General features: G+C 63.0%; 15 protein-coding genes. 7 read left to right on the top strand and 8 right to left on the bottom strand.

Annotation, left to right across the window (positions count from 1 at the left end; all coding sequences use genetic code 11):
* Position 1: 1 nt before the first annotated feature.
* The 4 genes from AC5W7N_RS19140 to argS (AC5W7N_RS19125) are packed head-to-tail and all read right to left on the bottom strand — an operon-like array spanning position 2 to position 5,380.
* Entirely contained in the window at positions 2-916 is a 915-nt protein-coding gene (locus AC5W7N_RS19140; protein ID WP_130915499.1) for a class I SAM-dependent methyltransferase, read from the bottom strand.
* A 30-nt stretch (positions 917-946) separates the two neighbouring features.
* A complete protein-coding gene (gene argS / locus AC5W7N_RS19135; RefSeq protein ID WP_130915500.1) occupies positions 947-2,389 on the bottom strand; it encodes an arginine--tRNA ligase domain-containing protein in 1,443 nt (480 codons plus the stop codon).
* Entirely contained in the window at positions 2,386-3,549 is a 1,164-nt protein-coding gene (locus AC5W7N_RS19130) for an aldehyde dehydrogenase family protein (RefSeq protein ID WP_130915501.1), read from the bottom strand. Before AC5W7N_RS19130 ends, argS (AC5W7N_RS19135) begins: the two co-directional genes overlap by 4 nt.
* Positions 3,550-3,601: 52 nt before the next feature.
* A complete protein-coding gene (argS, locus tag AC5W7N_RS19125; protein ID WP_232051999.1) occupies positions 3,602-5,380 on the bottom strand; it encodes an arginine--tRNA ligase in 1,779 nt (592 codons plus the stop codon).
* A gap of 105 nt (positions 5,381-5,485) precedes the next feature.
* Here argS (AC5W7N_RS19125) and AC5W7N_RS19120 point away from each other — a divergent pair, with 105 nt between their 5' ends.
* From AC5W7N_RS19120 to AC5W7N_RS19095, 6 genes are all read left to right on the top strand, one after another.
* Positions 5,486-6,001: a nucleoside deaminase gene (locus tag AC5W7N_RS19120; protein WP_415175827.1), complete on the top strand. Its 516-nt coding sequence runs from the start codon at positions 5,486-5,488 to the stop codon at positions 5,999-6,001.
* A 105-nt stretch (positions 6,002-6,106) separates the two neighbouring features.
* Entirely contained in the window at positions 6,107-7,228 is a 1,122-nt protein-coding gene (locus AC5W7N_RS19115; RefSeq protein ID WP_130915502.1) for a phosphotriesterase family protein, read from the top strand.
* A gap of 677 nt (positions 7,229-7,905) precedes the next feature.
* Positions 7,906-9,189, top strand: a complete 1,284-nt coding sequence (locus AC5W7N_RS19110; RefSeq protein WP_165448777.1) for a restriction endonuclease-related protein — start codon at positions 7,906-7,908, stop codon at positions 9,187-9,189.
* A complete protein-coding gene (locus AC5W7N_RS19105) occupies positions 9,186-12,482 on the top strand; it encodes a pPIWI_RE_Z domain-containing protein (protein WP_130915504.1) in 3,297 nt (1,098 codons plus the stop codon). The genes AC5W7N_RS19110 and AC5W7N_RS19105 overlap by 4 nt, the downstream gene beginning before the upstream one ends.
* Positions 12,483-12,485: 3 nt before the next feature.
* The gene (locus AC5W7N_RS19100) at positions 12,486-15,191 is read left to right on the top strand and encodes a pPIWI_RE module domain-containing protein (RefSeq protein ID WP_130915505.1); all 2,706 of its coding nucleotides are present in this window, start codon (positions 12,486-12,488) and stop codon (positions 15,189-15,191) included.
* 280 nt (positions 15,192-15,471) lie between these two features.
* Positions 15,472-16,101, top strand: a complete 630-nt coding sequence (locus tag AC5W7N_RS19095; RefSeq protein WP_130915506.1) for a hypothetical protein — start codon at positions 15,472-15,474, stop codon at positions 16,099-16,101.
* Positions 16,102-16,778: 677 nt separating this feature from the next.
* Here AC5W7N_RS19095 and AC5W7N_RS19090 read toward each other — a convergent pair.
* Positions 16,779-17,138, bottom strand: coding sequence for a P-loop nucleotide/nucleoside kinase family protein (locus AC5W7N_RS19090; protein WP_197731448.1), 360 nt, complete (start codon positions 17,136-17,138; stop codon positions 16,779-16,781).
* A 675-nt stretch (positions 17,139-17,813) separates the two neighbouring features.
* Between AC5W7N_RS19090 and AC5W7N_RS19085 the strand changes: the two genes are divergently transcribed.
* Positions 17,814-18,158 carry a hypothetical protein gene (locus AC5W7N_RS19085; protein WP_495921942.1) on the top strand — a complete coding sequence of 115 codons (345 nt, stop codon included), beginning with the start codon at positions 17,814-17,816 and terminating at the stop codon, positions 18,156-18,158.
* 107 nt (positions 18,159-18,265) lie between these two features.
* Here the strand turns inward: AC5W7N_RS19085 and AC5W7N_RS19080 are convergent, their stop codons facing one another.
* The 3 genes from AC5W7N_RS19080 to AC5W7N_RS19070 all read right to left on the bottom strand — a co-directional run bounded on the left by AC5W7N_RS19080 (position 18,266) and on the right by AC5W7N_RS19070 (position 21,765).
* The gene (locus tag AC5W7N_RS19080) at positions 18,266-18,439 is read right to left on the bottom strand and encodes a hypothetical protein (RefSeq protein WP_165448778.1); all 174 of its coding nucleotides are present in this window, start codon (positions 18,437-18,439) and stop codon (positions 18,266-18,268) included.
* A gap of 423 nt (positions 18,440-18,862) precedes the next feature.
* Positions 18,863-20,239 carry a hypothetical protein gene (locus AC5W7N_RS19075; protein WP_130915508.1) on the bottom strand — a complete coding sequence of 459 codons (1,377 nt, stop codon included), beginning with the start codon at positions 20,237-20,239 and terminating at the stop codon, positions 18,863-18,865.
* Between the two features lie 203 nt (positions 20,240-20,442).
* Positions 20,443-21,765, bottom strand: a complete 1,323-nt coding sequence (locus AC5W7N_RS19070; RefSeq protein WP_130915509.1) for a helix-turn-helix domain-containing protein — start codon at positions 21,763-21,765, stop codon at positions 20,443-20,445.
* Between the last annotated feature and the right edge of the window lie 84 nt (positions 21,766-21,849).

Here is a 21,849-nt window from a genome sequence, read left to right as displayed (position 1 = left end):
GCTACCGGTCCCTGGGTAGATGGGTTGCCAGGTCGGGGTTGGCGTGGAAGTCGAGGACGTGGACGCCGCTGGGGATCAGGACGCGGCCGTCACGGCGCTGGTGGGTTCGCGCGAAGTCGGTGATCTCGGCGATGACGTCGGGGTCGTCGACTAGTGGTGGGTAGGTATTGAGGTGGCCGATGCGGAACCATTGGATGGCGGCTTCGAGGTTCTCGGCGACTGCGACGCCGGGGAGACGGCGGGTGGTGAGTTGGCCCCGGCCGGCGGCTTCGGAGTCCTGGAGTCCCCGCTGCAGGAGATTCCAAGTGAAGTCGCGGCCGGTTCCGGGGAAGGGCTGGACGCGTTCCCACAGGCGGGTGACTAGGCGCTGTTCTGCGGTGGCGGCATCGAAGAACAGCATCAGCAGTCGGCCATCGGGGGCGAGGAGTTCGACGAGGTGGTCGATGAGTGTGCGTGCTCGTGCGATACCTTCATCGAGAGTGCCGCTGGAGACGACGCCTTGTGCGGTGGTGGTTTCGAAGCATTCGAGTAGCGGGTAGCTCATCGACCAGAAGGAGCCGATCAGGTCGAGGCGGCGTTGTTGCTCGACGAACTGGGCGAGGACCGTTTCGGTGTCTGCGCACACTGCGTCGGCATCGGGGAACCGTGCGGCGAACTGGTCGATCATTCCGGCGCTCTTGTCGGTGCCGATCAGGGTGGCCGCGTAGGGCGCCAGAACGGTGGTGACGCGGCCGGGGCCACAACCGAGGTCGAGGACGCGTAACCCCTCATGTTGATCCGGAGCTCCGTAGAGGTAGCGGAGATGGTCGCGGATGAGATCGGTGTCTTCGAGTCCGGCGTAGTAGTGGGGAGGCAGCATCGCCTCGTACACGTCGGCGTCCGCGTAGCCGACGTTGAACGGCTCAGCCATGGCCATGCCCTTTCTGTGTACTGATCGTCTTGGTGTTCACCCGAGGGTGTCGAGTGGGATGCCGAGGAGTGTGGCGAGTCTGGTCTGGGTGTGGTGGAACCATTCGGATATGTCGTCGGGCACGGTCCCCGAACGGACGGCGATCGTGTAGCGCTGAGACAACCGCGTGAGGTGCTGTGCCGTGCGGTGGATAGTGCGGTGCTCGACGTCGCGGGCGAGGACTGCGGGGGTGGCCAGGATCGCGATTATGAGGTGGCGGAGCAGTCTCTGGGTGGGAGATTGGCCGGCCCGGTGAACAGTGTGGGCGGCGGTGAGGACAGCCTGTAATGGCTTGGCTGTGTCGAGGTGGGCGATATCGATGGGGTGGGTGCGGCGGCGCAAGGCCATTGCGAGGGCGAGTTCGTGGATTCGGCGGGGTCCGCCGTCGCGCAGGAGATCGCCCATCGTGGTGAGTCGGTTCTGTCTTGCGGAGTAGTGTCGTCCTGCGTGGCTCACTTTGCCGACGGCGATGTGTTCCAGTGGTGCGTCCGGGACCGCCGTACGGAGCGCGGTTTGGAGGAGGGTTTGTTCGGCGCCGATGACGTGCAGCATCGCCGACCAGGCGGGCGGCTGTCGTCGGTGGGTGTTGGCGATGTCGCGGCTGAGGTAGAGCAGGGTGCCGTCACGGCGTTGGACGGGTACCAGTCCACCTGGTAGGCGCAGGCAGGTGGTGCCGTTGATCCGGACGACATCGCAGTGGTCGGTGAGGGCGGCTACCAGGGTGGCTGGGTCGATGGAGAGGTCGGTTTCGCGGTCGAAGATGTCGATCTTCGCGCCGAGCAGCCCCATATCTGATACCGCCGCGGCGACCATCGCTTCGACCACGTCGGATGCGGATGTGGCTTCGGGGAGTGGCCGGTGGACGTCGACCACGGTCGGCAGCCACGGGTGTGCCCTGATGAGGCGGTCCAGATCGGCGATCCGGGCGGCGAGGGCCATGTTGGCGTAGGCGTATAGGACACCGATGGTGTCGTCGAATCGCAGCTCGGTTGGGATGTTATCTTGTCGCGCTGCGGTGAGGGCGCGTTGCAGGATGTGTAGCTGGCGGCCGAGATCGTTGACGAAATAGCGGGTTTGCACGTCCGCGCCGCCGCTGCGGAACAACTCCGCCAGTGTCGATCCGATGACGGTTCCCCGCATCGACCCCACGTGTAGCGGGTGCACCGGATTGATACTGGTGTGCTCCACGAGGACTCGCTGGTCGCGCAGGTGGGTCCGCCACCGGTGCCAGAGCTGCTCCGGTTCGTGCTGGACCATCCACTCCAGTAGCGAGGATGTGCGGACCGGAATGCGTTGCGCGGAACCGGATCCGGTGAACCGGAGTAGTCGACCGTCCGGGTACCAGTAGACCGGCGATCCTCTCGGGATGTCGAGGCCATGCAGGTAGGGGTTGAGGCCAGGGTGGTCGCGGGTGAGCAAGCGCACGTGCGGCCGGGTCATAGCGGGTCGGTCAGGGCGTAGGGGACCAGGACCGGCCCAGTGCGGCGCCGCCCGGGACCGCGGACAACGGTGGTGCGGCGGTGCCCACCGAAGGCCGACCAGGCGTCTTCGTGCTCGTACAGGGTGCTGTTGACCGCGACATGACCGAAGTCGAGTGTCCCGAAAACCGGCAATCCGGCCCCGAATACGGTCATCCCCAACGCGTAGTCACCCAGCGCCAGCATTTCGGCGAGGTCGCCGTCAGTGCGGTAGCTGACCACCGGCAGGATCGGGCAGTACTTCTCCTCCAGCACGATCGACGCATCGGCCGCCGCCTCGACGATCGCCAGACCAACGACCTGCTCATGGTATTCGGGTTCGCGCAGGACGGTGCCGTGACTGGTCAGGTCGGTGAGCCAGCGATCGGTGAGACCGGTGAGCAGCATCGGTCCGAGCTGGGTGGCCGGATCAGTGTTAGCGCCGATCCGCACCCGCCCCGCCGCGGTCACGAGGGCGTCGATGAATTCGGGATAGACGGTGTGGTGGACGTAGACGCGCTCGGTCGCCATGCAGTCCTGGGAGCTGTTGAAGATTCGGGTCGCGATCACCGATTCCGCCGCAGCATGGATATCGGCGGTGTCGGTGATGACCGCGGCGCACACACCGGGACCTTGGCAGATCAGGCGGACCCGATCGGGGAGAACCTGATCGAGCCGGGTCGCGTGCTCGGCGCTGCCGCAGTAGACCATGCCGTCGGCATGGTCTACTGCTGAGGCTGCGAACTCAGCCCAGGGCTGGTCGACCAGCTCCACCGCCAGTCCGGCCTCGGTGGCCAGCTCATACAGCAGGCGCGCACAGCCACGAGAGGAGCTTGCCGGACGAGCGACTACGCGGTTGCCGGCCAGCGCGGGGGCAAGCGCGAACAGCAGCGTCGAATACAGAGGCAACGTGGCCGGAGTGGCGGCGAAGACTGTGCCGATACCTCGTCGCTGCGACAGCCACCCGGTCGCGGGGCGGGGAGTCAATGCCTCCAGCACCCAGTCCAATTCGGTGACGGCAGTTGCATGCGTTTCTACTTCCAGCAGCGCTGTCGTCAGTTCCGGCCGCCGGGCCCGCACCGCCTCGGCCAGCTGAGTCATCCGGGCATGCGGGGCAGTCGATAACGGCACCGGGGCGTCCATGCTCGAAAACGCTAGCAGCACACCCCTTGTCGGCGCAGCCCAATACGCGCCGTCAAATACGCTCTGGCGCAGCGATTCCCATCAAGCCGAGCCCCTTGGCCAGGGTGTCGCCAGTCAGCTGGCACAGCGCGATCCGGTTGCCGCGCACCCGGGGATCTTCAGCCTTTAGGACCGGACACGCCTCATAAAACGAGGTGAACGTTTGCGCGAGAGCGTACAAGTACCCAGCCAGCCGGTGTGGCTCGAGGGTGTCGGCGACATCGGCGACGGCCTTGCCGAACTCATCCAACTGCAACCCCAGCGCACGCTCCGCCGGCGCGAGCGCCAAGCTGGGATCCACCACGGGCGGGGCTTCGGCGGCCGGGACGTTGCTCAGGATGGACCGTATCCGGGCGTGTGCGTATTGCAGGTACACGCCGGTGTTGCCGGTGAAGTTGACCATGCGGTCCACGTCGAAGACGTAGTCCTTGATCCTCGAACCGGAGAGGTCCGCGTACTTCACTGACCCGATCCCGGCCGCCTCGGCCACCTGATCCAGCGCTTGGGTGTCCAGGTCGTTCGCCTTCTCCGCCACGATCTCTCGCGCGCGATCGACAGCGGAATCCAGCAGCTCGGTCAGTGGGATCGTGGACCCGGAACGGGTCTTGAATGGTTTGCCGTCCGGGCCCAGGACAGTGCCGAACGGCACATGGACGGCCTGCACGTCATCGGTCAGCCAACCCGCTCGACGGGCGGTGGCGAACACCATCTCGAAGTGCTGGGCTTGCCGGGCATCGACGACATAGAGGATCTTGGTCGCCTCGAGGTTACGAACCCTATATCGGATCGTCGCCAGGTCGGTGGCCGCATAGCCGTAACCGCCGTCGCTCTTGCGCACGATCAGCGGCACCGGGTTGCCGTCCGGTCCGGTGAACTCGTCGAAGAACACGCACAGCGCGCCGTTGCTCTCGACAGCGATCCCGAGCCGGACCAGCTCGTCGGTTACCTCGTCCAGGTACTGGTTGTAGGTGGACTCGCCCGCCGAATCCTCCGGCGTCAGCAATACCCCCAGCCGGTCATACAATGCCTGAAACGACAGCTGCGACTCGGCGACCAGATCCCTCCACACCCGCAGGGTGTCCGTGTCACCGGCCTGCAGGGCCACCACCCGGGCACGCGCCCGATCGGCGAACCCGGCATCGGCATCGAACTTCTCCCGAGACTGCCGATACAACCGGTCCAACGCCGCGATCGGGGCGTCCGCATTATCGGCGAGATCGTCGTGATGCCACTTCGCTTCCGGGTGTTCGTCGATGTACTGGATCAGCATCCCGAACTGGGTGCCCCAGTCCCCGAGGTGGTTCTGACGGATCACCTCCGCACCCAAGAACGACAGCGAGCGCGCGAGCGCGTCACCGATGATGGTGGTCCGCAGGTGGCCCACATGCATCTGCTTGGCAATATTCGGCGACGAGTAGTCGATTACCACCCGCTCACCCTCGAGCGGGCGACCAACACCAAGCCGGTCTGCCTCCCGGCGTGCGGCCAGTTGCGACCAGATCGAGGAATCGGGGACCGTGATGTTCACGAAGCCGGGGCCCGACAGCTCGGTAGCGGCGATCACGTCATCGTGCAGTTTCTCGGTGATCGTGGCAGCCACCTCACGCGGGGCCCGGCCCAGCCTCTTGGCCAACGACAAGGCCACATTGGACTGGAAATCGGCATGGTCGGAACGACGGACCAGCGGATCGGCCCCCGCGACAGCCTCTGGCAACGCGGCAGCCATCGCCTCCGATACCGCATCAGCCACCGCAACCGCCAGGGACCGCACCGAACCCTGCACTTGAGTCACTCCTGGAACCTTCCACCCGTCTACCTGCACACACGACCGCCGCTCAGCGTACGCAACCAGTCGTTGAGGTTTGACGGGCCACCCCTCCGACCGAACAATAGCGGCGTGCAGCGACGAGTTCCCACCCACCAGTACCACCCCTGGATGCGCCAGGCCATCGAACTCGCCAGAACCCGAATACCCCCCAGTGACGACCCTCCCGTCGGCGCCCTCGTCTACGACCACGACGGCCGCCTGCTCGGTCGCGGATATCACGACCGACCCGGCACCGGCGACCCCACCGCCTACGCCGAACTCATCGCCGTCCGGCAAGCCGCCGACGCCGTCGGCGGATGGCGCCTGGACGGCTGCACCGTCGTCACCACCCTCGAGCCCGGCGTGATGGCCGCGGGAGCACTGGTCCTCGCCCGAGTCCAGCGCCTGGTCATCGGCTCATGGGACCCCTATCACGGCGCCGTCTGCTCCCAATGGGACCTGGTCCGCGACCGCCGCCTCAACCACCGGCTCGAAGTCATTTCCGACGTCCTCAGCGACGAAACCGACCCCCTCATCGCCGACTACCTCGAAGTCGAGAAGTACCACGCTGGACAACGCAGGATCGACATGCAACTCGGGCTGTGAGATGGAGCCACCTGCGAGAATGCCTACCGATGGCGGTCCGTTGACGCCGATAGAACTCCAAAAAATGCACAAGCGAAGCCAGCCGCCAGACCAAGAACACCCGAGATGGTGACCGGAAATCGTGAGCCGAACTTGAACGCTGCCGTAAACACGGTCGCTGGCCCGCTGGCTCCGAGCGCGCTCGGTCCAACCACGATGCACGAGCACATCTTGACCGTCGGCGGTGAAACCTTTCGCCACCGCTACCTCCACAGGCTGCCGCACACACCAGACGACATCTGGGACGAGCCGCTCACCCTCGCTGATCGAGGCCGGCTCCACTACGAATTCACAGCCCAACGCGCCAACCTCAACCTCGACAACGATGAAATCGCCGCCAAAGAGCTGCGCGAACTGGCACAAGCAGGCGGTCACACGGTGGTCGAAGCCAGTGGTATCGGGATGCGCGCCGACCCCCGCCGGATCGCAGCCGTGGCAGCCGAGGCGGGCATCCAAGTCATCATGTCGACCGGTTTCTACTGCACAGACTTCTGGCCAGCCCCATACCGAGACGCCACCGTCGATGAACTCACCGCGTTACTGGTACGCGAGCTCACCGAAGGGATCGGAGACACCGACATCCGCGCCGGCCACATCAAATGCGGAGTCAAATCACTGGACGACCGCGAGCACCGGATGCTCCTCGCCGCTGTCGAAGCATCACACGAAACCGGTGCACCCGTGACGGTGCATCCCGGCTCCGGGACCGGACGACAGATCGCACGCATACTGCTCGACGCCGGACTCGACCCAGGGCGGATCGTGCTCGCCCACGCCGACGCATACATCGTCGAGAGCAACCTGCACCGACTGGTCACCGACCCAGCATCCTGGGTGATCACTCTCGACTACCACCACGAACTACTCGACCTCGGCGTGACCCTCTCGTTCGACTGCTTCGGACAAAACTGGGCAGAGCCAGACCTCGGAATCGTCATCGAGAACGACTGGCAGCGACTCGCCGCCGTCACCGCACTCGTCGGTGAAGGCTACTCCTCACAAATTGTCCTGGGCACCGACGTATTCCTGCCGATGCTGACCCGTCACGGCGGCGGCCACGGATACCGCCACCTGTTCACGCGGATACTCCCATGGCTATCGAAGGTAGGCATCACGCAAGCCGACATCGGACAAATGACGATCGCGAATCCGCGCCGGCTGCTAGCACCGGCCCCCGGTGTGCGGTAGTCGCAGCTCGAAGCCATTGCGGCAGACGGACCTCAGACATTCATGCTTTGTAGCCTGTATCGGGCGTCCGCGCCCGTTGACGGGCGCGCCGTCGACACAAGTCATCGAGGGCTGTCAGTGGCCACTTGGAGTACCCTGCGCAACGACAAGCGGGCCGCCTGTGGGTAACGCTCGCTGGCCCTTTCAGAGGTGACTTCCTGGATGGTTGCGGCAAGTGCAACCCAGAACTGGTGGGCCGACGCCGGTGGGTCAGTGTGCGGGGGAGCGGTCCGCAGCCGTGGGATCGTTTGCGATCCGCGGACGGTGAGAATCTGACTCCAGTTCACGGTCGATTCGAGTTGTCCCTGGACAACGCGATGTGTCTGGCGAGGTGACTGCGCTGGGCGGCAGTGGCCCGGAATCCGCTGACGTCGATGAGGCGGGCTGGTGCGACGGTTGCTCTCTGCCTTGTCGATGTCGCAGCGGCGGAGCGCATTCGGTGATCGGCGGCTGTTCGGGTGGAGTGATGGTGCCCTGAGACGTCCGGATGCGGCGGAGCCGGAATCGAAGCGCCGTACATGTCGGTGTCACGCGGTACTGTCGCGCCCGCCACAACCCCGAACCTTTGAGAGCCGTGAGGAGCCCTCTGTGACGAGTATCGCGCACACTAGTCCCGAGCTTGTACCGCGTGGTTCCAGGTGCAGGTGCTGTACCCGCTATATCGGCCCGAGGGTATCGAAGTCCCCGGCAAGGTGCCGATGAGCACAACGCAGGGGGTGCCAAGCGGGGCCAAGAGATCTCTGATCTTCGGTGATGCGACATCGGACTACCTGGTCGTTGCTCTCCTCGCTACCGGCTTAGCTGAGATCGCCGAGCGGAGGAGGCGACGGCAGGCCGGGTTCGCCCATGGTCGGATTCCGCGAAATTTCGAGCCGCAGTTGCTTCCGGGGCCATGGCGCGCTGCAGCGGCGCGGCTATGGTGGCGCTTCCAGGGTGCAGGTGTGGCGCCACCCGCGGACGATCTGGCGTTGATGCAGTTGTGCCGTGTCCCGTTCTGTGATTGGGATGTCCACTTGAACCTCTCGGAGATCGACAGTGAAATGGCGCTTCTCGACGGCGATGAGCTGACAGAACTGGCTCATGAGGCAGCCCGGGTCGGGGTGCCCGACGTTGAAGCTGACTTCATTGAGGAGCGCACGTTCGCCATGATCAAGGCGGTCGCCGAATTGAATGGCACAACGCCGGAAGGTGTCCAGCACAACTACGAGCGGCTGCGTCGATTTCTGATCGACAACACCGTGCTTTCCGACAAGCAAGTTCGCACAGTCATGCGTGAGTTTCCTTCGCCAGGGACGAATGGCCAGCCGTTGGTTCAAACGCTCATTGAGATTGCTTTCGAACGCCGAACCTCCGACTCGCCGACGGTTCAAGTGACGTGTTGCAGTGACTGCGGCAACCCCCTCGCCGAGAGGGCGAACAAATGTGGTACACCGGGCTGTGTCGGTGCGCCGTCGGAGAAGCAACTGAGTGTGTTCGAGGCGTACTTCGTCCAGCACCGCGGTGTCCGGCGATACATACACGACGCCGGTCTGCTCGAGGTTCGACTGCACGACACCCTGCGCGCGGATCTGCCCGAGACCGCGGTATTTCTTCGTCCATGGCCCGAACGCGATGCGTTCGACCTGCTGATCGCTTTCCTCGACCCTCGTGATCCTGATCCTGGGCAACCAGTCGAGGTATGGGGAGTGGACGGGAAGGACCATGCGAGTCCGACCCTGCTCGCGATCGGGTTCCATTGGAAGTACGCGGTGCCGTGCCATCGCAGATTCATCGTGCTACCGACCCACCGCGCCGAACAGCCAGGGTATGTGCCGACCTTGACGACTGAGTTGGAAGGTCGGGACGTCGGAATCGAGGTAGTCGAAGAGCAAAAGTTCGTGGCAATGGTGCGGGCGCGAGCGGCGGAGATAGAACTCGCATGAGGGACGCATCCGGTTGGTACGGCAAGCTAACACCGGACCTGACCGCTACCGAAGCACTGCCCGCAGACTTGAGCCCGAAAGAGTTCTTTTCCGCCGAGCTCGGGTTGTTTTTCCTGTCCGAACACTATCCAGACGAGCCTATCGGAGGCTTGTGGCCGCTGATGTCCGGCTACGTTGCATGCCAACCAGGCTTGGTGCCCGAGCTGCGCCGGCTGCGCCTCCTGATGGGAGAAGTAGGCCGAAGCAAATACTTTCCGCTCTGCATGGACAAATACATGAAGGCGCCCGAGAATATCCGCGGCTTCCGCCGCACCGACGCCACTGATCGCCGCGTCACCGATCGCAGCACCTTCGCCCGGCGCGACCTCACGCACCTCGAGGACCGCTGGGAGGAGTATCAGCGAGCGCTGGCGTCGCCGGTGCCGTACGCCTCCAATCCTGTGGGCGAACCTGCACAACCAGGCCACGCGTACACGTTCGTTCGCGCGGACGGTCGCGACGAATTCGTCGAGATCGTCGACATCCCCGACATCGAGCTTCCGCCGCCCCCGGCGATGATGCCCGTGCTCGAGACCCGCACCCGCAAGACCGATGTGATAAACCGCAGCGAGATGCGCGCCACCGCCCAGTGGATCGATGCGAAACTTGCGGGAATCCCGGATGTCCCGGCCGGGGACTATCAACGGATATGGGAAGAACGCATAACCGACTGTGTCTTCAAAGACGGCAGCGACGAATTGACCTGTAAACCATCCAAGATCCGATTGAATGGCGTCACGCACGAAGTCGGCTTGATGAACAGCGGCAAATCGGTGAAGGCTTTCCTGCTGACCGTTAATCGAGTCCACGCAGGGTGGCACGTCACGGTGATCGTGGAATCGGTCATGAAAGCACTTGAGCTGGTCGCGCGCCTCCGCCACCTCGACATCGACGCTGTACCGCTGGTCGGAGTGTCGAGCCGCGAACAACATGCCGCCACGTACTGGCAATCGACTCTCGATACCTCGGAATCGACATTCCCGACGCATCAGGACCCCGCCGCCGCGTTCGCCAGCGCGATCTGCCTGCTCGACCCGCATCGACGTAGAGTCGATCCACACTCCGTGCCATTGACTCCGAACGACTTCCCTTGCCGAGGTCAGCTACGACCCCACACCGGTGAATCAGGTGGCGCGCTCGACTGTCCGCTGCTATCGGTCTGCCCCTTCCAACTGGCAGAGCAACGCACGTCGAAGGCGCAAGTATGGGTGACGACACCACAAGGTCTTCTTCGTTCGAAGGCGATGCCGGCGGAAAAGAACATGCGGTGGTTGGAGGCTGTCCAACACCACAGCGACTTGATCATCGTTGACGAGGCCGATCGTGTGCAGAAAGTATTCGACGACTCCTTCGTTCAATCAGAGGTCCTCGTTGCCGGTGACGACGGGTGGGCGGACACGACATTGATCCGCTGGCTGCGCGGTGTCAGCCGACTCGATCGGATACCGATGGAGCACGAGAAGGTGCAACGGTTTGCCCGGCTCGGCCGAGAATTGCTCGAAGCGGTCGACGAGCTCTACATCCTCCTCGTTACGCCGGAAAACGAACGCTTACGCAAGATCCTGCACCGCAACCCGTTCACCGGATACTCGTTGCTGCGTCGTCTCACGTGGGCATTGTTCGGATTGCCGTACGGCGAGGTCGTCGAGATCGCTCGCGAGCAGCCGGCCGAGGACTTCTTCCGGGATCAGCTGGAAGACCTTGCGCTCAACCCGCTCGACGAACCTATCGGGGAGCTGCGAGGCGTCACCGAATCCGTCCTTGGCCGGTACCGTACGGAAGACGACCTGGAGATTCTCGACGACTGGCTGATCCGTCACGCTCCAGACGGTAGCCGCGAGGCCGTTGAGCACGATCTCGACCACCTCCGGCTGTTGTTTCAGGCGGCGCTGTGGTCAAGCCGTATCACCACCCTATTTCTACAGATGTCCAACTTGTTCCCAGCGGTCGACGAGTTGCTCGGAGAGCCCGGGCGCGGCGCCAGTATCTGGCGCGACAAGCCGCCCGCAGATTACGACCCCCTCGTGCCGGAAGCGTTGATGGGCAACCTGATGGCACTGCAGTGGACCCGCAAGGGAACTGGCCGCACAGGCGATCTGCGACTGATGTGGGTTCGCGGCGTCGGCCGCTGGCTGATCCACCACCTTCACGATCTTCTCGAACCCGAAGGTATCGAGGGCCCAAACGTCCTGTTGACCTCCGCGACAAGCTGGATGAAAAATTCGTCCCTGTACCATATCGACATTCGCCCCAGCAGCATCCTGCTGTCGCCGGACGAGGACAAACAAGCTCTGGCAAAGTCGCAGATGACCTACACACCTGCGATGGCCCATGGTGTCCCAGTCTTCGTGTCCGGTCGCACCGGAACCGAGCGCGACGACGCACTCCGAACGGTTACCGCCCACATACTGCGCCAGAGGCCGGGGCGTCCGCCACTACTCGAGCGAGTCCGCCGCACTCTCGACTCCGATCGTCAGCAGGTACTGTTCGTCACCCTCAGCGGCGATGACGCCGAAACAGCCGCCACACACGCCAACCTGCACACCACCTTCGCCGCGTGCCATGTCATACCCGATGATCTCGAGCCCGGTGAGTATGGTCTGCACAAACGCCAACTGCCCACCTTCGGAGCGCGTGACGAGGATGTACTTGTAGCGGCTGAACTCGCGATCCAACGAGGTCACAACGTGCTCAACCGTCGCGCAGCCGCAGCTTTGGGGGCACTGTTCTACCTGACGCGACCACACCCACCCTCTTCGGACCTGTCTTTTCCAGTGTCGCTGGTGAACCGTGACGCAATGACCAGGCTGCTCAACCCCGCACACACCGCCGACTCGGTCGCCGACACCGGGGCCGTGTTACGCCACGTCGAGCGCAAGCTGTGGCATCGACTCCTCGGCGAGCTAGTGATATTTCGATGGCTGCGCGGCGAGGCTCATGCTGCATTCGTCGCGAACGCCTTCGTGCCGATGTATCAGACCATTGGCCGCACCATCCGCGGAGGCACTACCACGCAGGTGTTTCTGTGCGACGCCGCGTTTGCACCGCGTAATGCCGTGCGAGACAACGACATACGAGATACGGTGCATACAAGCCTACTTGTCGCCATCGCGCAGCATCTGGACAAGATGTTGCGCCCTGTCGCGGCGGACGCAGACCTCGACACTCGACGCGATCATGTCATCGACACCACGCTCTATCAGCTTGCCCACCAGTTGTTTACCGGTATCCGTTGGACCGACGACAGGAACTGACGCGTGACCACCACAACCGCGATCCAGCGCCCCGCGCTTCCGAAGGAAACGATCACCTTCACTGCCTTCGAGTTCACCAGCACGGACCTGACCCTGAGCCTGCACTCCGCGGCATTTCCCACCCGCTGGGCTCGTATCCTGCGCGAGCAGTGGTACATCGATCCGGCACACAGGGGCAGGAATCTGCCGACCTACGCACTCATCGAGTTGATCGCCAGTCTCGATGCGCACATCGTCGCAGTCGCGCGTGACCTCGACGATCCGCACTGGCTGCGTGCGCACCGCGAGGTCGACTCCGAGGTACTCAAAGTTGCCGTCGCCGCGTGGGCAAGTACGGAAATCACACCACGGCAACCCGAGCTCGACTGGGAAGCGATGCTGGCGGGCGACGAGTTCGAGTGGCACCCCGAAACGGTGAACCTCGCTGAGTGGGGCACTCGACCTAACGGAACCTCTGACGTCGCCAGCCACTGCTACCAGGTACTCCCCGGATACCTCGCCGGCCTCGTCGTCAGCCACGGAATAACCATCCAAGACAAAAAGCGCACCTTCATCCTCGGTCCCCTGCGCTCGGACGGAGTGCGCAGTGCGGTTTCGTGGCCACCCGAAAGCATGGCTGGTCCGACCGGCGACGCCTTGTGGTCTTACCAGATCACATTCCAACTAGAGACGATCCCCACTCGACCCACCCCTGTCGTTCTCGCCGATCTCAGCGTCGTCCGATACGCGTACCTGCCGATGCGGTACGTCCCCAAAGCTCCACGACGAGGGAAATCGATCAGTATTTGGATGTATGCGTCGAAAGGTTTCCTGCGCTCGCCCGAACGACCGACGATCGTCGAGGCCACTGCGAAACGCCGCAAGATTGATGGCGAGTGGCGTTGGCATTGGGATGCCGGGCTCTCCCGCGCTCTTGCGAGACTCACCACTCGCCGCGTCCCTGACCCTCACCAGGTGATCATGGAGCCCGGCATGGCCACTTCGCGAAGCACTGACGACGGAATCGTCGCCCTCGCCGTATATCAGAACGGCATGATGATGCAACGACCTGAGGAGCCGACCAAGCCGAATGACAATCGGCAGCGATCCAAATCAATACGCCACCTTGTCGCGACAGGCTTCCAACCGGTCGATCACGTGCAGGTACACCAGGAACTCGAGCACCTGGTCGTACAGGCCGGCCTAACGACCGTACCGTCGCTGACCCCCTACAAGGCCAAACACGTCGACCGACGGCTACCGCGGCGGCAACCGCAGGACGCACATTACGAACTCGAGCTTTGGACCCAGAACAGCGATACACGCGAGGCAGTCCTAACAGCGATCTCGCATGAATCCGGACTGGGTCTGACGCCGGTCGACAACCCAGACCCGGCAACTTTCCAATTCGGAGGCCACTACACACTGACAGTTTCGACGCAATCTATTGGCAGGCTGGCATCAGGGATCGACGTCCCCACCGCGACCGACGATGCCGAGACCACAGCAAAAGAAGCCGAACGACGCCGCGCCCGAGACCAACGCATCACCGAGATCGTAGAAACGTTACCTCCGCGGGCAATACCCACGGCAGCAGTCGTGGAGATCGACACCCCAGACCTATTCAGCAGGCTCGACAAACTCGACCCGAAGAACCAGATCAAGGCCGGATTCGCCACCGCCCGGCGAACCCCGAACTGCCTGAACCCGATCGAGACTCGTCAGCACGCCGACGAGGAGGCTGCGAACGCCAACCAGAGTGTGAAGGCGAAGAAGCGAGCACAACGGGCGGATGGCACGCTGTTCCGTGCTGGCGATATCAAACGTGCCGCGGCAGCCGTCCTCGACAGCCTCCGCCAAGCCGGACGAACCACCTTGCTGCCTGAACCACCTGGCATCCCAGGGTCGTGCGAAATCATCGGTGTGTGGCTAGAAAAACACGGCGGAACACAGATTCCGATCATCATCCGACACACGACGGACGGCCAGGTCCAGGCACAACTCTTCGGCTCGGGGAGCCTGCGCACACTGGCCTACCCCGAGCTCCCCGCTGCACTGGTCGCGGGCGAAGGGCGTCTATCGCGTACCCACCCCGAAGCAAGACAACAACTCATCGACGTCCTCGTCGGCGCCATCGATCCTGGCGCGACGCATGATCGCGTACTACTGGTCCGCGCTGGAAACCTCCGAAATCGTGGCTGGGCGTGGCTGCAAGATCAGCACATCACGCCCCAGAGACTTCACCTACCCGGCGTCGATCCCGCCGACGAAGAGTCTACTGCCCTCAAACCCACAGACCTCCCAGGGTTGCGAGTGGTGCGGCTGCGGGAACGGAGCTCGGCCGGAGAAGTTCCACGCGCATTCGTTTCGTACACCGAGCTCGATGACACCGGCACTGAAACCGAAAAGTACGCACGCGCAAGCGGGCTTTACCCGCTCAACGATAACGTCTACTACGGCATTGCACCCCGAGCCGACCAGCAGCAGACTCCACTTGCAGCCACCAAACTAGACCCCGACCGGCCGGGGGCAGCACGAGTGCTCGGGTGGAATCCGAATCCGCTTGAGATCATCCCAGCGTTTACACAGGAACACGACGATCCCGCAGAACTGGCTGCATACGTCAATCACTTGCGACGAGCCCACCTGCACACCACAATCACTACGCAAATGCCACTGCCGCTCCACCTTGCGCGCCTCGCGGACGAGTACCTCAAATGCATCGAATAACCAAAACCGCAGGAGGTGGCGCGATGAGTGTAGGTGCGTCAATGGGGAATCGTCAGGGGGAGAACTACAGCGAAGTATTAGCAGGTTTTCGCCCGATGGAAAATCGTATGGAGACGATCGCTTCCGCTTGTGCAAAGATTTCCTAGGTGAACGGCAACTGTGATATGCGAGCACATCACAGTTCCTGCCCTTCGCCACCTTCGAACACCGAGTGCATGGCCGGGCGCACGCGGCTGCTGTCAACCATGCCAGATACGAGTCATCCAATTGGGAGGGTTCCGTGAACAAGATTGTGCCTTACGAGCAGATCGAACCAGTCCTCGACGAGCTCGGATGGGTCTGGGCTGATGATCGTGGCGAGCGTGGTTGGTACCGGTATGCCTGGAGCCTATTGAACCCCGCCGAGACGGAGGTCGCCGTGGAGGCCGACTCGATGCACTACGAAGCAGCGATTTACGCGGCAGCTCTTTGGGCTATCACCAATACATTCTTCGCCAAAGCGTTCGATGAGGGCCGCGCGAACGACTGGCGCTATGCCCTACCTCTTATCATCGGGGACAAGCCGATGATCGATCCTTCCTGGCTGCTTAGAAGGCTCACCAACGAGTGCCAGCTCACCTGGGAAGGGGACGAGGCGGATTTCAACGATATGGATGCCGTTATCGACCTCTACGACGAAGATGGGCAGGACCTGGTACAGCGGTTGATTGCCGATGTTTCCGCGAAGATCAGCACCCAGCTGAAGAATAGTCTCGGTGAGGCGCACCTTTTTGCATCCTTGTGGGCGGCCAGACGCGCGGAATTGGAGTTTCCAATTTCGGAGACGACCATCGCCAACATCTTCGATACTACCTCCCTGTCCATGACGGACGCGTATGGCTGGGTGAGTGACGGAATGCCAATGCACTGACATTTATGCGATCGGCGCGCACGCGCACTGTGGCCGCAGGTGACAGGAGAGGGCACGATACATCACCCAAGACCCGTCACACGTGCCGACCTTGAGCGACGCGGCAATCCGGGCGCATTGTGCGGTTTCAGGTTCGGCGTCATGGGGGTAGATCGACCTGGCTGAGAATGCCCTGAATTCAGTTCGTGGCCGCTTGGGCTCGGATGCCCGGGGGAGCGAGTGCTGAGTCAGGCAGCGGGGGTGACCCAAAGTAGTAGCCCGCCAGGCCGAGACCTACAGGGGGGGTCGCGAGCGCAATCGAGCCGCTGCTGCAGCGAGGGGACACGCAAAAGCCGTGGACGGCATGACCACCTGCGACACCCTTCCCCGGGGCTGCGTGGACACGGTGCGTTGTATCAATGGCCAGCAAGATCATCGACGATCCCGCCGTGCGGGACCGAAACCGGTGTTCCGGCTGAAGCCGACCCACCGAAAGTTTATGTGGCTTCACGAGATGGTGATCGACTACCAGTCGTGCGATACGCGCAAGGTAGTGATCTTGGCCGGACCCGCTGTGTGCGCGCGGTCGCGGTCACCCGGGCGAGCGGGCACCGTCGATGGCGTCCTGGCAGGTGGATCCATAGCAGCAATCTGTACTCGAATTCGCTGGTCGGCGCGCGAACGGTCACTCGATCACCTCACCGACCGAGTCGCTTGCCCGGCGCGGTGACGAACCGTGCGACGGCGTCGAGACCAGGCTCGTAGCCGTCGGTGGTGTCCACGGTCATTTGCGCGGCGTCCATGGTCACCCGTACGAAGGACGCGGCCGTGCGGGTTCCGGAGGCGATTTCGGCGAGCAGGTCCGTGTCGTTGTGGGCGCGCCGGTGGGTGTCGTGCTCGGCGCGGTGGGCGATGCGGTCGTGGAGGACATGTTGGGGTGCAGTGCAGTGGATGATCCGGATTTCGGCGAATTCGGCCACACGCTCTAGGTTCGGGCGCCAGAGTTTGTCCTGGAATGCGGCCTCGGCGACGGCGCTGACACCGTTGCGAGCGAGCACGGTCAGTACGTCGAAGAAGGTGCGAAAGGGCCGGGATGTTGAGGTCGTCGTAGTCGCTGTCCCGCGCGGGTGTGGTGGCTGCGACCATGCCCTGTTTTAACTCGTCACGCAGGATCGCGGAAAGCCAACAAACTCGGCGATAGTGCGGGCGAGAGTGGATTTCCCCGATCCGGGAGGGCCGCTCACGACGGTGATCACCGGGTGCTGCGCGGAGGTGGGCATACGGCATTGTGGCAGGTCACTCATTATCAGTTCGGGCGTCGGCCGTAGAGTGCCGGTGAGCCGGTAGGCGATGAAACCGGTTTGCGGGGTCAGGATCTGGTACTCGGCCGGATGCGCGCGGGCCATCTCCGGGGCCAGAAGCGGTGGGTGATGCTGCAGGACCACTTCTGCTCGATCTATCCGGTATCTGGTTCTATCGGTGATCTATGACGTCATCTGTCGGTGGATGTTAGCGTCGGTGCGGGTGGGAGATGTTCGTATCGGCGAATTTTGACGCCGTGATCTTGGTTGCGGTGCGAGGATGCGTGTGCTTCATCCCGTTTCTCGCGTGGAAGAAGGTCACCGTTGCCCTGTCAGTCGAAGGTCGAGCTGTATGCCGCGATCCGGCGAGACGCGCGGGCGGGGTTGTCGGGGCGGGCGTTGCAGGCTAAGCACGGGGTGGGTTGGCGCACGGTGCAGGCGGCCATGTCGTCGGTGTGGCCGGCCGAGCGCCGCCAGCATCCGAAGGGCGGGTCGAAGCTGGATCCGTTCAAGGCGTTCATCGATGCGGTGCTGCGGGAAGACCTGGGCAGCACCGAAGAAGCAGAAACATACGGTCAAGCGCCTGGATGCCGGTTGAGCGACGAGCACGGCATGGACGGGGTCTCGCATCAGACGGCCCGTGACTACGTCGCCGAACGCAAATCTCAGGCCAGGGCCGAGGCCGGGCGAGGGTCGGCTGAGGTGTTCATCCGCCAGACCCATCGCCCCGGTGAGGAAGCGGAGGTGGACTTCGGTGATGTGACAATCCGTCGATAAACGGTGTCGGAAATCACTGGCACAATCACTCTCGTTCTTCGCACTGGATTACCGCCAGCACTAGAGGCTTCGATGTCTCGTGTGGGTGCGGGTACGGCGGCAGCGGGCTAGGGACCGACCGCCCCGGGGATCTGGGGCGTTTCGGGAATCCGTTCCTTGAATGAGCGGAGCAGGGTCTCGACCGTGAGAAGGTGCTCGTCGGCGGAGCGAAGGCTATCAACGTCGTCAGCGGACAACTGCTCGAGGAAGTTCCGCAGCTCCATGCGCAGATTGAGTGTCATTTCCTGAAGGGAGGAGACGTTGTTGTCGGCCGCCGACGGAGCCGCCGCAATGGCAGCTAGGGCGTCGACGTCGGCTGGCTGTAGCGTCGAGGTTCGTCAGCGGCATCGGCTTGATCGGAATGGCGGGCTGCCTGCAGCCGGGGTGGCCTTGGGAAAACTGCGTGAGCTCGCGCCAACCACAACAGGGTATCCAGCGCGGGCGCCGGGTCCATCTGACGCGCGACCTCGATGCATACCGCCCGCCGGCTCATCTCGGGCTGCTGCTGGTGCAGTTGCTTCATCAGGATCAGCGTCGCCCTACTTCGCCGAAAAGGGTGGGGCCAGCGCAGTGGTCGAGACGATCACTGAGCTGGCCGCCCGAGTGCTGTAGATCCGATCGTCGGGCAAGGAGAGAGGTTCTCAGCAGCTCGGGTCGACGGCATTTCAAAGTTCAGTTAACGCTGCTTCAAGGGCGGGATAGCTGTAGTACTCTTGGTAGCTCCGATCTCCTCCATCATCAGCCATCTTTGCCCTTACATTCTGAAGAAAATCTCGGAAGGCTTCCACTCTCGCCCCTCCCAGATGATTTGTTTCATGAAATAGCGCTACTGCGGTCTCGGGCATCCCTGAAGCTTCGCGACAATTAGAGTTGTCCGCCCAGTGTGAAAGCGCAGTTCGCAAGTCATTCGCATCGAGATAGGGTGCGTGCTTTAGCAGAGTTGCACCTACCTTTTCACCTACCCTCCAGCCACTTGCTACGCGGAGCGCATCCACTACCGTCGGAACAAAGTAGCGGCAGGGCCACGCGCCGCAAATCGCTATCTGGTCGTTCAGATTCAAACTATCGAATAGCGACTCAAGCTCAGGTAAACGCTGCCGCGCGAGAGCGAACCGCACAACTGCGAGGTGAAAAAATGCCCCGTGAGTTCCAGGGGGAGCTGCACCGGGGACTTGATGCCCGAGAAGTCCCTGCAAACGCACAGCAAGCGAATCGTCGATCAAGTTCCAGAAGTACTCTTGGTCGCCCAGCCGGTCAAGCGCCGCGAGCATCACCGTACTTCCGGACAATGCGAATCGTTCGCGTTGTTCTGCCACTGCCGACGTCACCAATTCTCGGTCCCGCTGCGCGAAGGCATTAAGTGCTATCGCCATGCGATCTGCATGCTTCTCGGGATCCATTCTTCCACCGGGATCAAGTTGGAGCACCGCGTGTTTGGCCGCGAGCCTGACAACGTTGCGTTTGGTCGCTGAACGAACGCGATCGAAGAACGCGGCCTGTATATGCGGAAGGGCAGGGACAAAGAACGGATCGCAAATATAGTTGGTGAAGTCCTCGAGGAGTTTTCGACCTTGGGTCGGAGGATGAATTAGCAGCGTAGACAAAGCGACAGCTAGGTGTCCCCGGGCAACTTCAGGTAGCGGATTGTATACGTCACCGAACTGCTGCAAGGAAGGGTGTACGCAAAGATTGCGATCCTCGCGAATGCGCATCAGTTCTCGCGCGCCCACTGAATCAACCAGTTCGAATTCAACAGCCTTATCGACCAGTTCAGCCTCAATAGCCTGCATAGCTCGAATACCCGAGGCCTCCAGCCCGCATCGCTGCGCTTCAAGGACCTTGGCGCGAAATGCTGCTGTGGCGTTGTCGCCGTCATCCGCCAGTCTAACCAGCTTGGTAATGATGTCGGCAGCGACTGCTGTCCACGTGGCGGCAATGCTGGCTCGGACAGCACCACTGTTGTAACAGTGCCATGCCTCCTTGGCGAGAGGCCGGATATCCGGACTCCACACCTGGGCGATCGTTGTTTCAAGATCGGTCACGTCAACCATCCTGCCTCGCTGACGGGTAACCGGCTCGGCATCCAGGTAATTTCAGCGAACGAGTCGAGCGACCCGTAGTAAGTTTCCTGCTGCCCGGTCCACTGTAGGTTGCCTCCGCCTCGGTAACGAGCGCTTCACTCCACAGCACACGGGGCGCAGCTCGGTCAACGTGGCAAGCGCGCCGGCGCACTCCTCGCCCATGGTCAGGCTGCCGCGGTGGTCAGGTTATGGAATCGGGCCTGGAACTCCTGGGCGTCGCTGCCGGAGGTGCAGCGCGCGAGGTGATGTACGGGCCGCATCTCGTTGATCAGCCGCGGGGACTTCACCGGTCCTTCGAACAGGGCGAGTGCTGTGAGCCCTTCGGTGAACGCGGTTCTGCTGTCGCCGAGTTCGGCCAGGGAGGCAGCGTAATAGGCGCGGTAGGATGCCTCGTCGCGGAGCGGATGCTGGCCGGAGTGGATTGTGTCGCGGTAGATCCCGGCAGCGATGTCGTGTTCACCGAGGTGCCGGCGGGCGTGGGCTTCAATGATGCGGATCTCATCTGCGGTGATGTAGTGGAGCCGGACGGGATCGTCGGGGTCGTCCAGGCCTCGGTCCACCTGCCGCCATGCTGCGGCGAGCGCGCGTTCGCATTCGCGGCGGTCACCGACCGCGGCGTAGGCGACTCCTTCGCGGGCGGCGAGGATGGCTTGTAGACGAGCGGAGCGTTCATTGCGGCTGCGGTCGCTGGCTCGTAGGCTCAATTGCAATGCTTCGCGCATGCGGCCGCCGGTCCATGCCTGCTGACGTAGGGCGTCGATGATGTCGGCGGCTACGGAGTCATCACCACCACGCTCGGCCAGAATCAACGCGTCTTTGTAGCAGCGGGCGGCCGTGGCCTGGTCGCCGCTGTCGTAGGCCAGCCAGCCGCTCACCAGGCCGAGGTCAGCGGTCACAGCGGCCAGTTCGGTGCCGGTCGAGGTGTCGTAGTCGGCGTGCTCGAGTATCCGCTGTGCGGTAGTGAACTGATCGATCGCGGCCTGAAGCATGCCGCCGCTACCGAAATCGTTGTCGTGGGCCCATAGTCGGTCCGCAGCTGCAGCGAAGTGTCGGACATGGTCGGACCCGACCAGCCGAGGGGTTGCCGGTGCGGCGGCATTGGCCGGTGAAGCGGTCGCGGTGAGGGCCGCGCTAAGGATGAGGGCGCTGACCTGCCCGAACTGTCGACGGTCCACATCGGCTCCTTCATAGTCGGTGATTTCGATGTTCCCAACCTCCGGGCTTTGGAGCAAGGCTGGCAGCAAGGCCAGCCTCGGGATGCCGAGCACGTCGGCGGCGCGCCCCAGCTGGTAGATATCGCACAGCGTTGCGACCTCGTCGCGTTCGATTCGGCCCACGTGGGTGCGGTTCCAGTGCATGAGTTCGCCGAAGCCGGCCTGGGTGAGCCCAGCGGCTTTGCGGACCAGCGCGAATGCACGTCCGGGCCGCGCCTGGGCCAGGGCGGCCCGGAACTCTGGTGTATCCCATGCGAACACCGGGTCATTCATGGCCCCACCGCCTACTTGACCTGCCCTGATTCCGTCACTCTGGCACAGAATGTATGCGAAGGCCTCAGTTGTCGACCGCATATT

It is taken from the genome of Nocardia sp. CDC519 (assembly GCF_059509835.1).
This window is presented reverse-complemented; position numbering and strand designations above follow the sequence as displayed.

What these genes read in the sequence shown, in the direction of transcription:
- AC5W7N_RS19140 (WP_130915499.1), bottom strand. Translation starts at nt 916, where the DNA reads ATGGCCATGGCTGAGCCGTTCAACGTCGGCTACGCGGACGCCGACGTG.
- argS (WP_130915500.1), bottom strand. Translation starts at nt 2,389, where the DNA reads ATGACCCGGCCGCACGTGCGCTTGCTCACCCGCGACCACCCTGGCCTC.
- AC5W7N_RS19130 (WP_130915501.1), bottom strand. Translation starts at nt 3,549, where the DNA reads ATGGACGCCCCGGTGCCGTTATCGACTGCCCCGCATGCCCGGATGACT.
- AC5W7N_RS19115 (WP_130915502.1), top strand. Translation starts at nt 6,107, where the DNA reads ATGGTGACCGGAAATCGTGAGCCGAACTTGAACGCTGCCGTAAACACG.
- AC5W7N_RS19105 (WP_130915504.1), top strand. Translation starts at nt 9,186, where the DNA reads ATGAGGGACGCATCCGGTTGGTACGGCAAGCTAACACCGGACCTGACC.
- AC5W7N_RS19080 (WP_165448778.1), bottom strand. Translation starts at nt 18,439, where the DNA reads ATGACACTCAATCTGCGCATGGAGCTGCGGAACTTCCTCGAGCAGTTG.
- AC5W7N_RS19070 (WP_130915509.1), bottom strand. Translation starts at nt 21,765, where the DNA reads ATGAATGACCCGGTGTTCGCATGGGATACACCAGAGTTCCGGGCCGCC.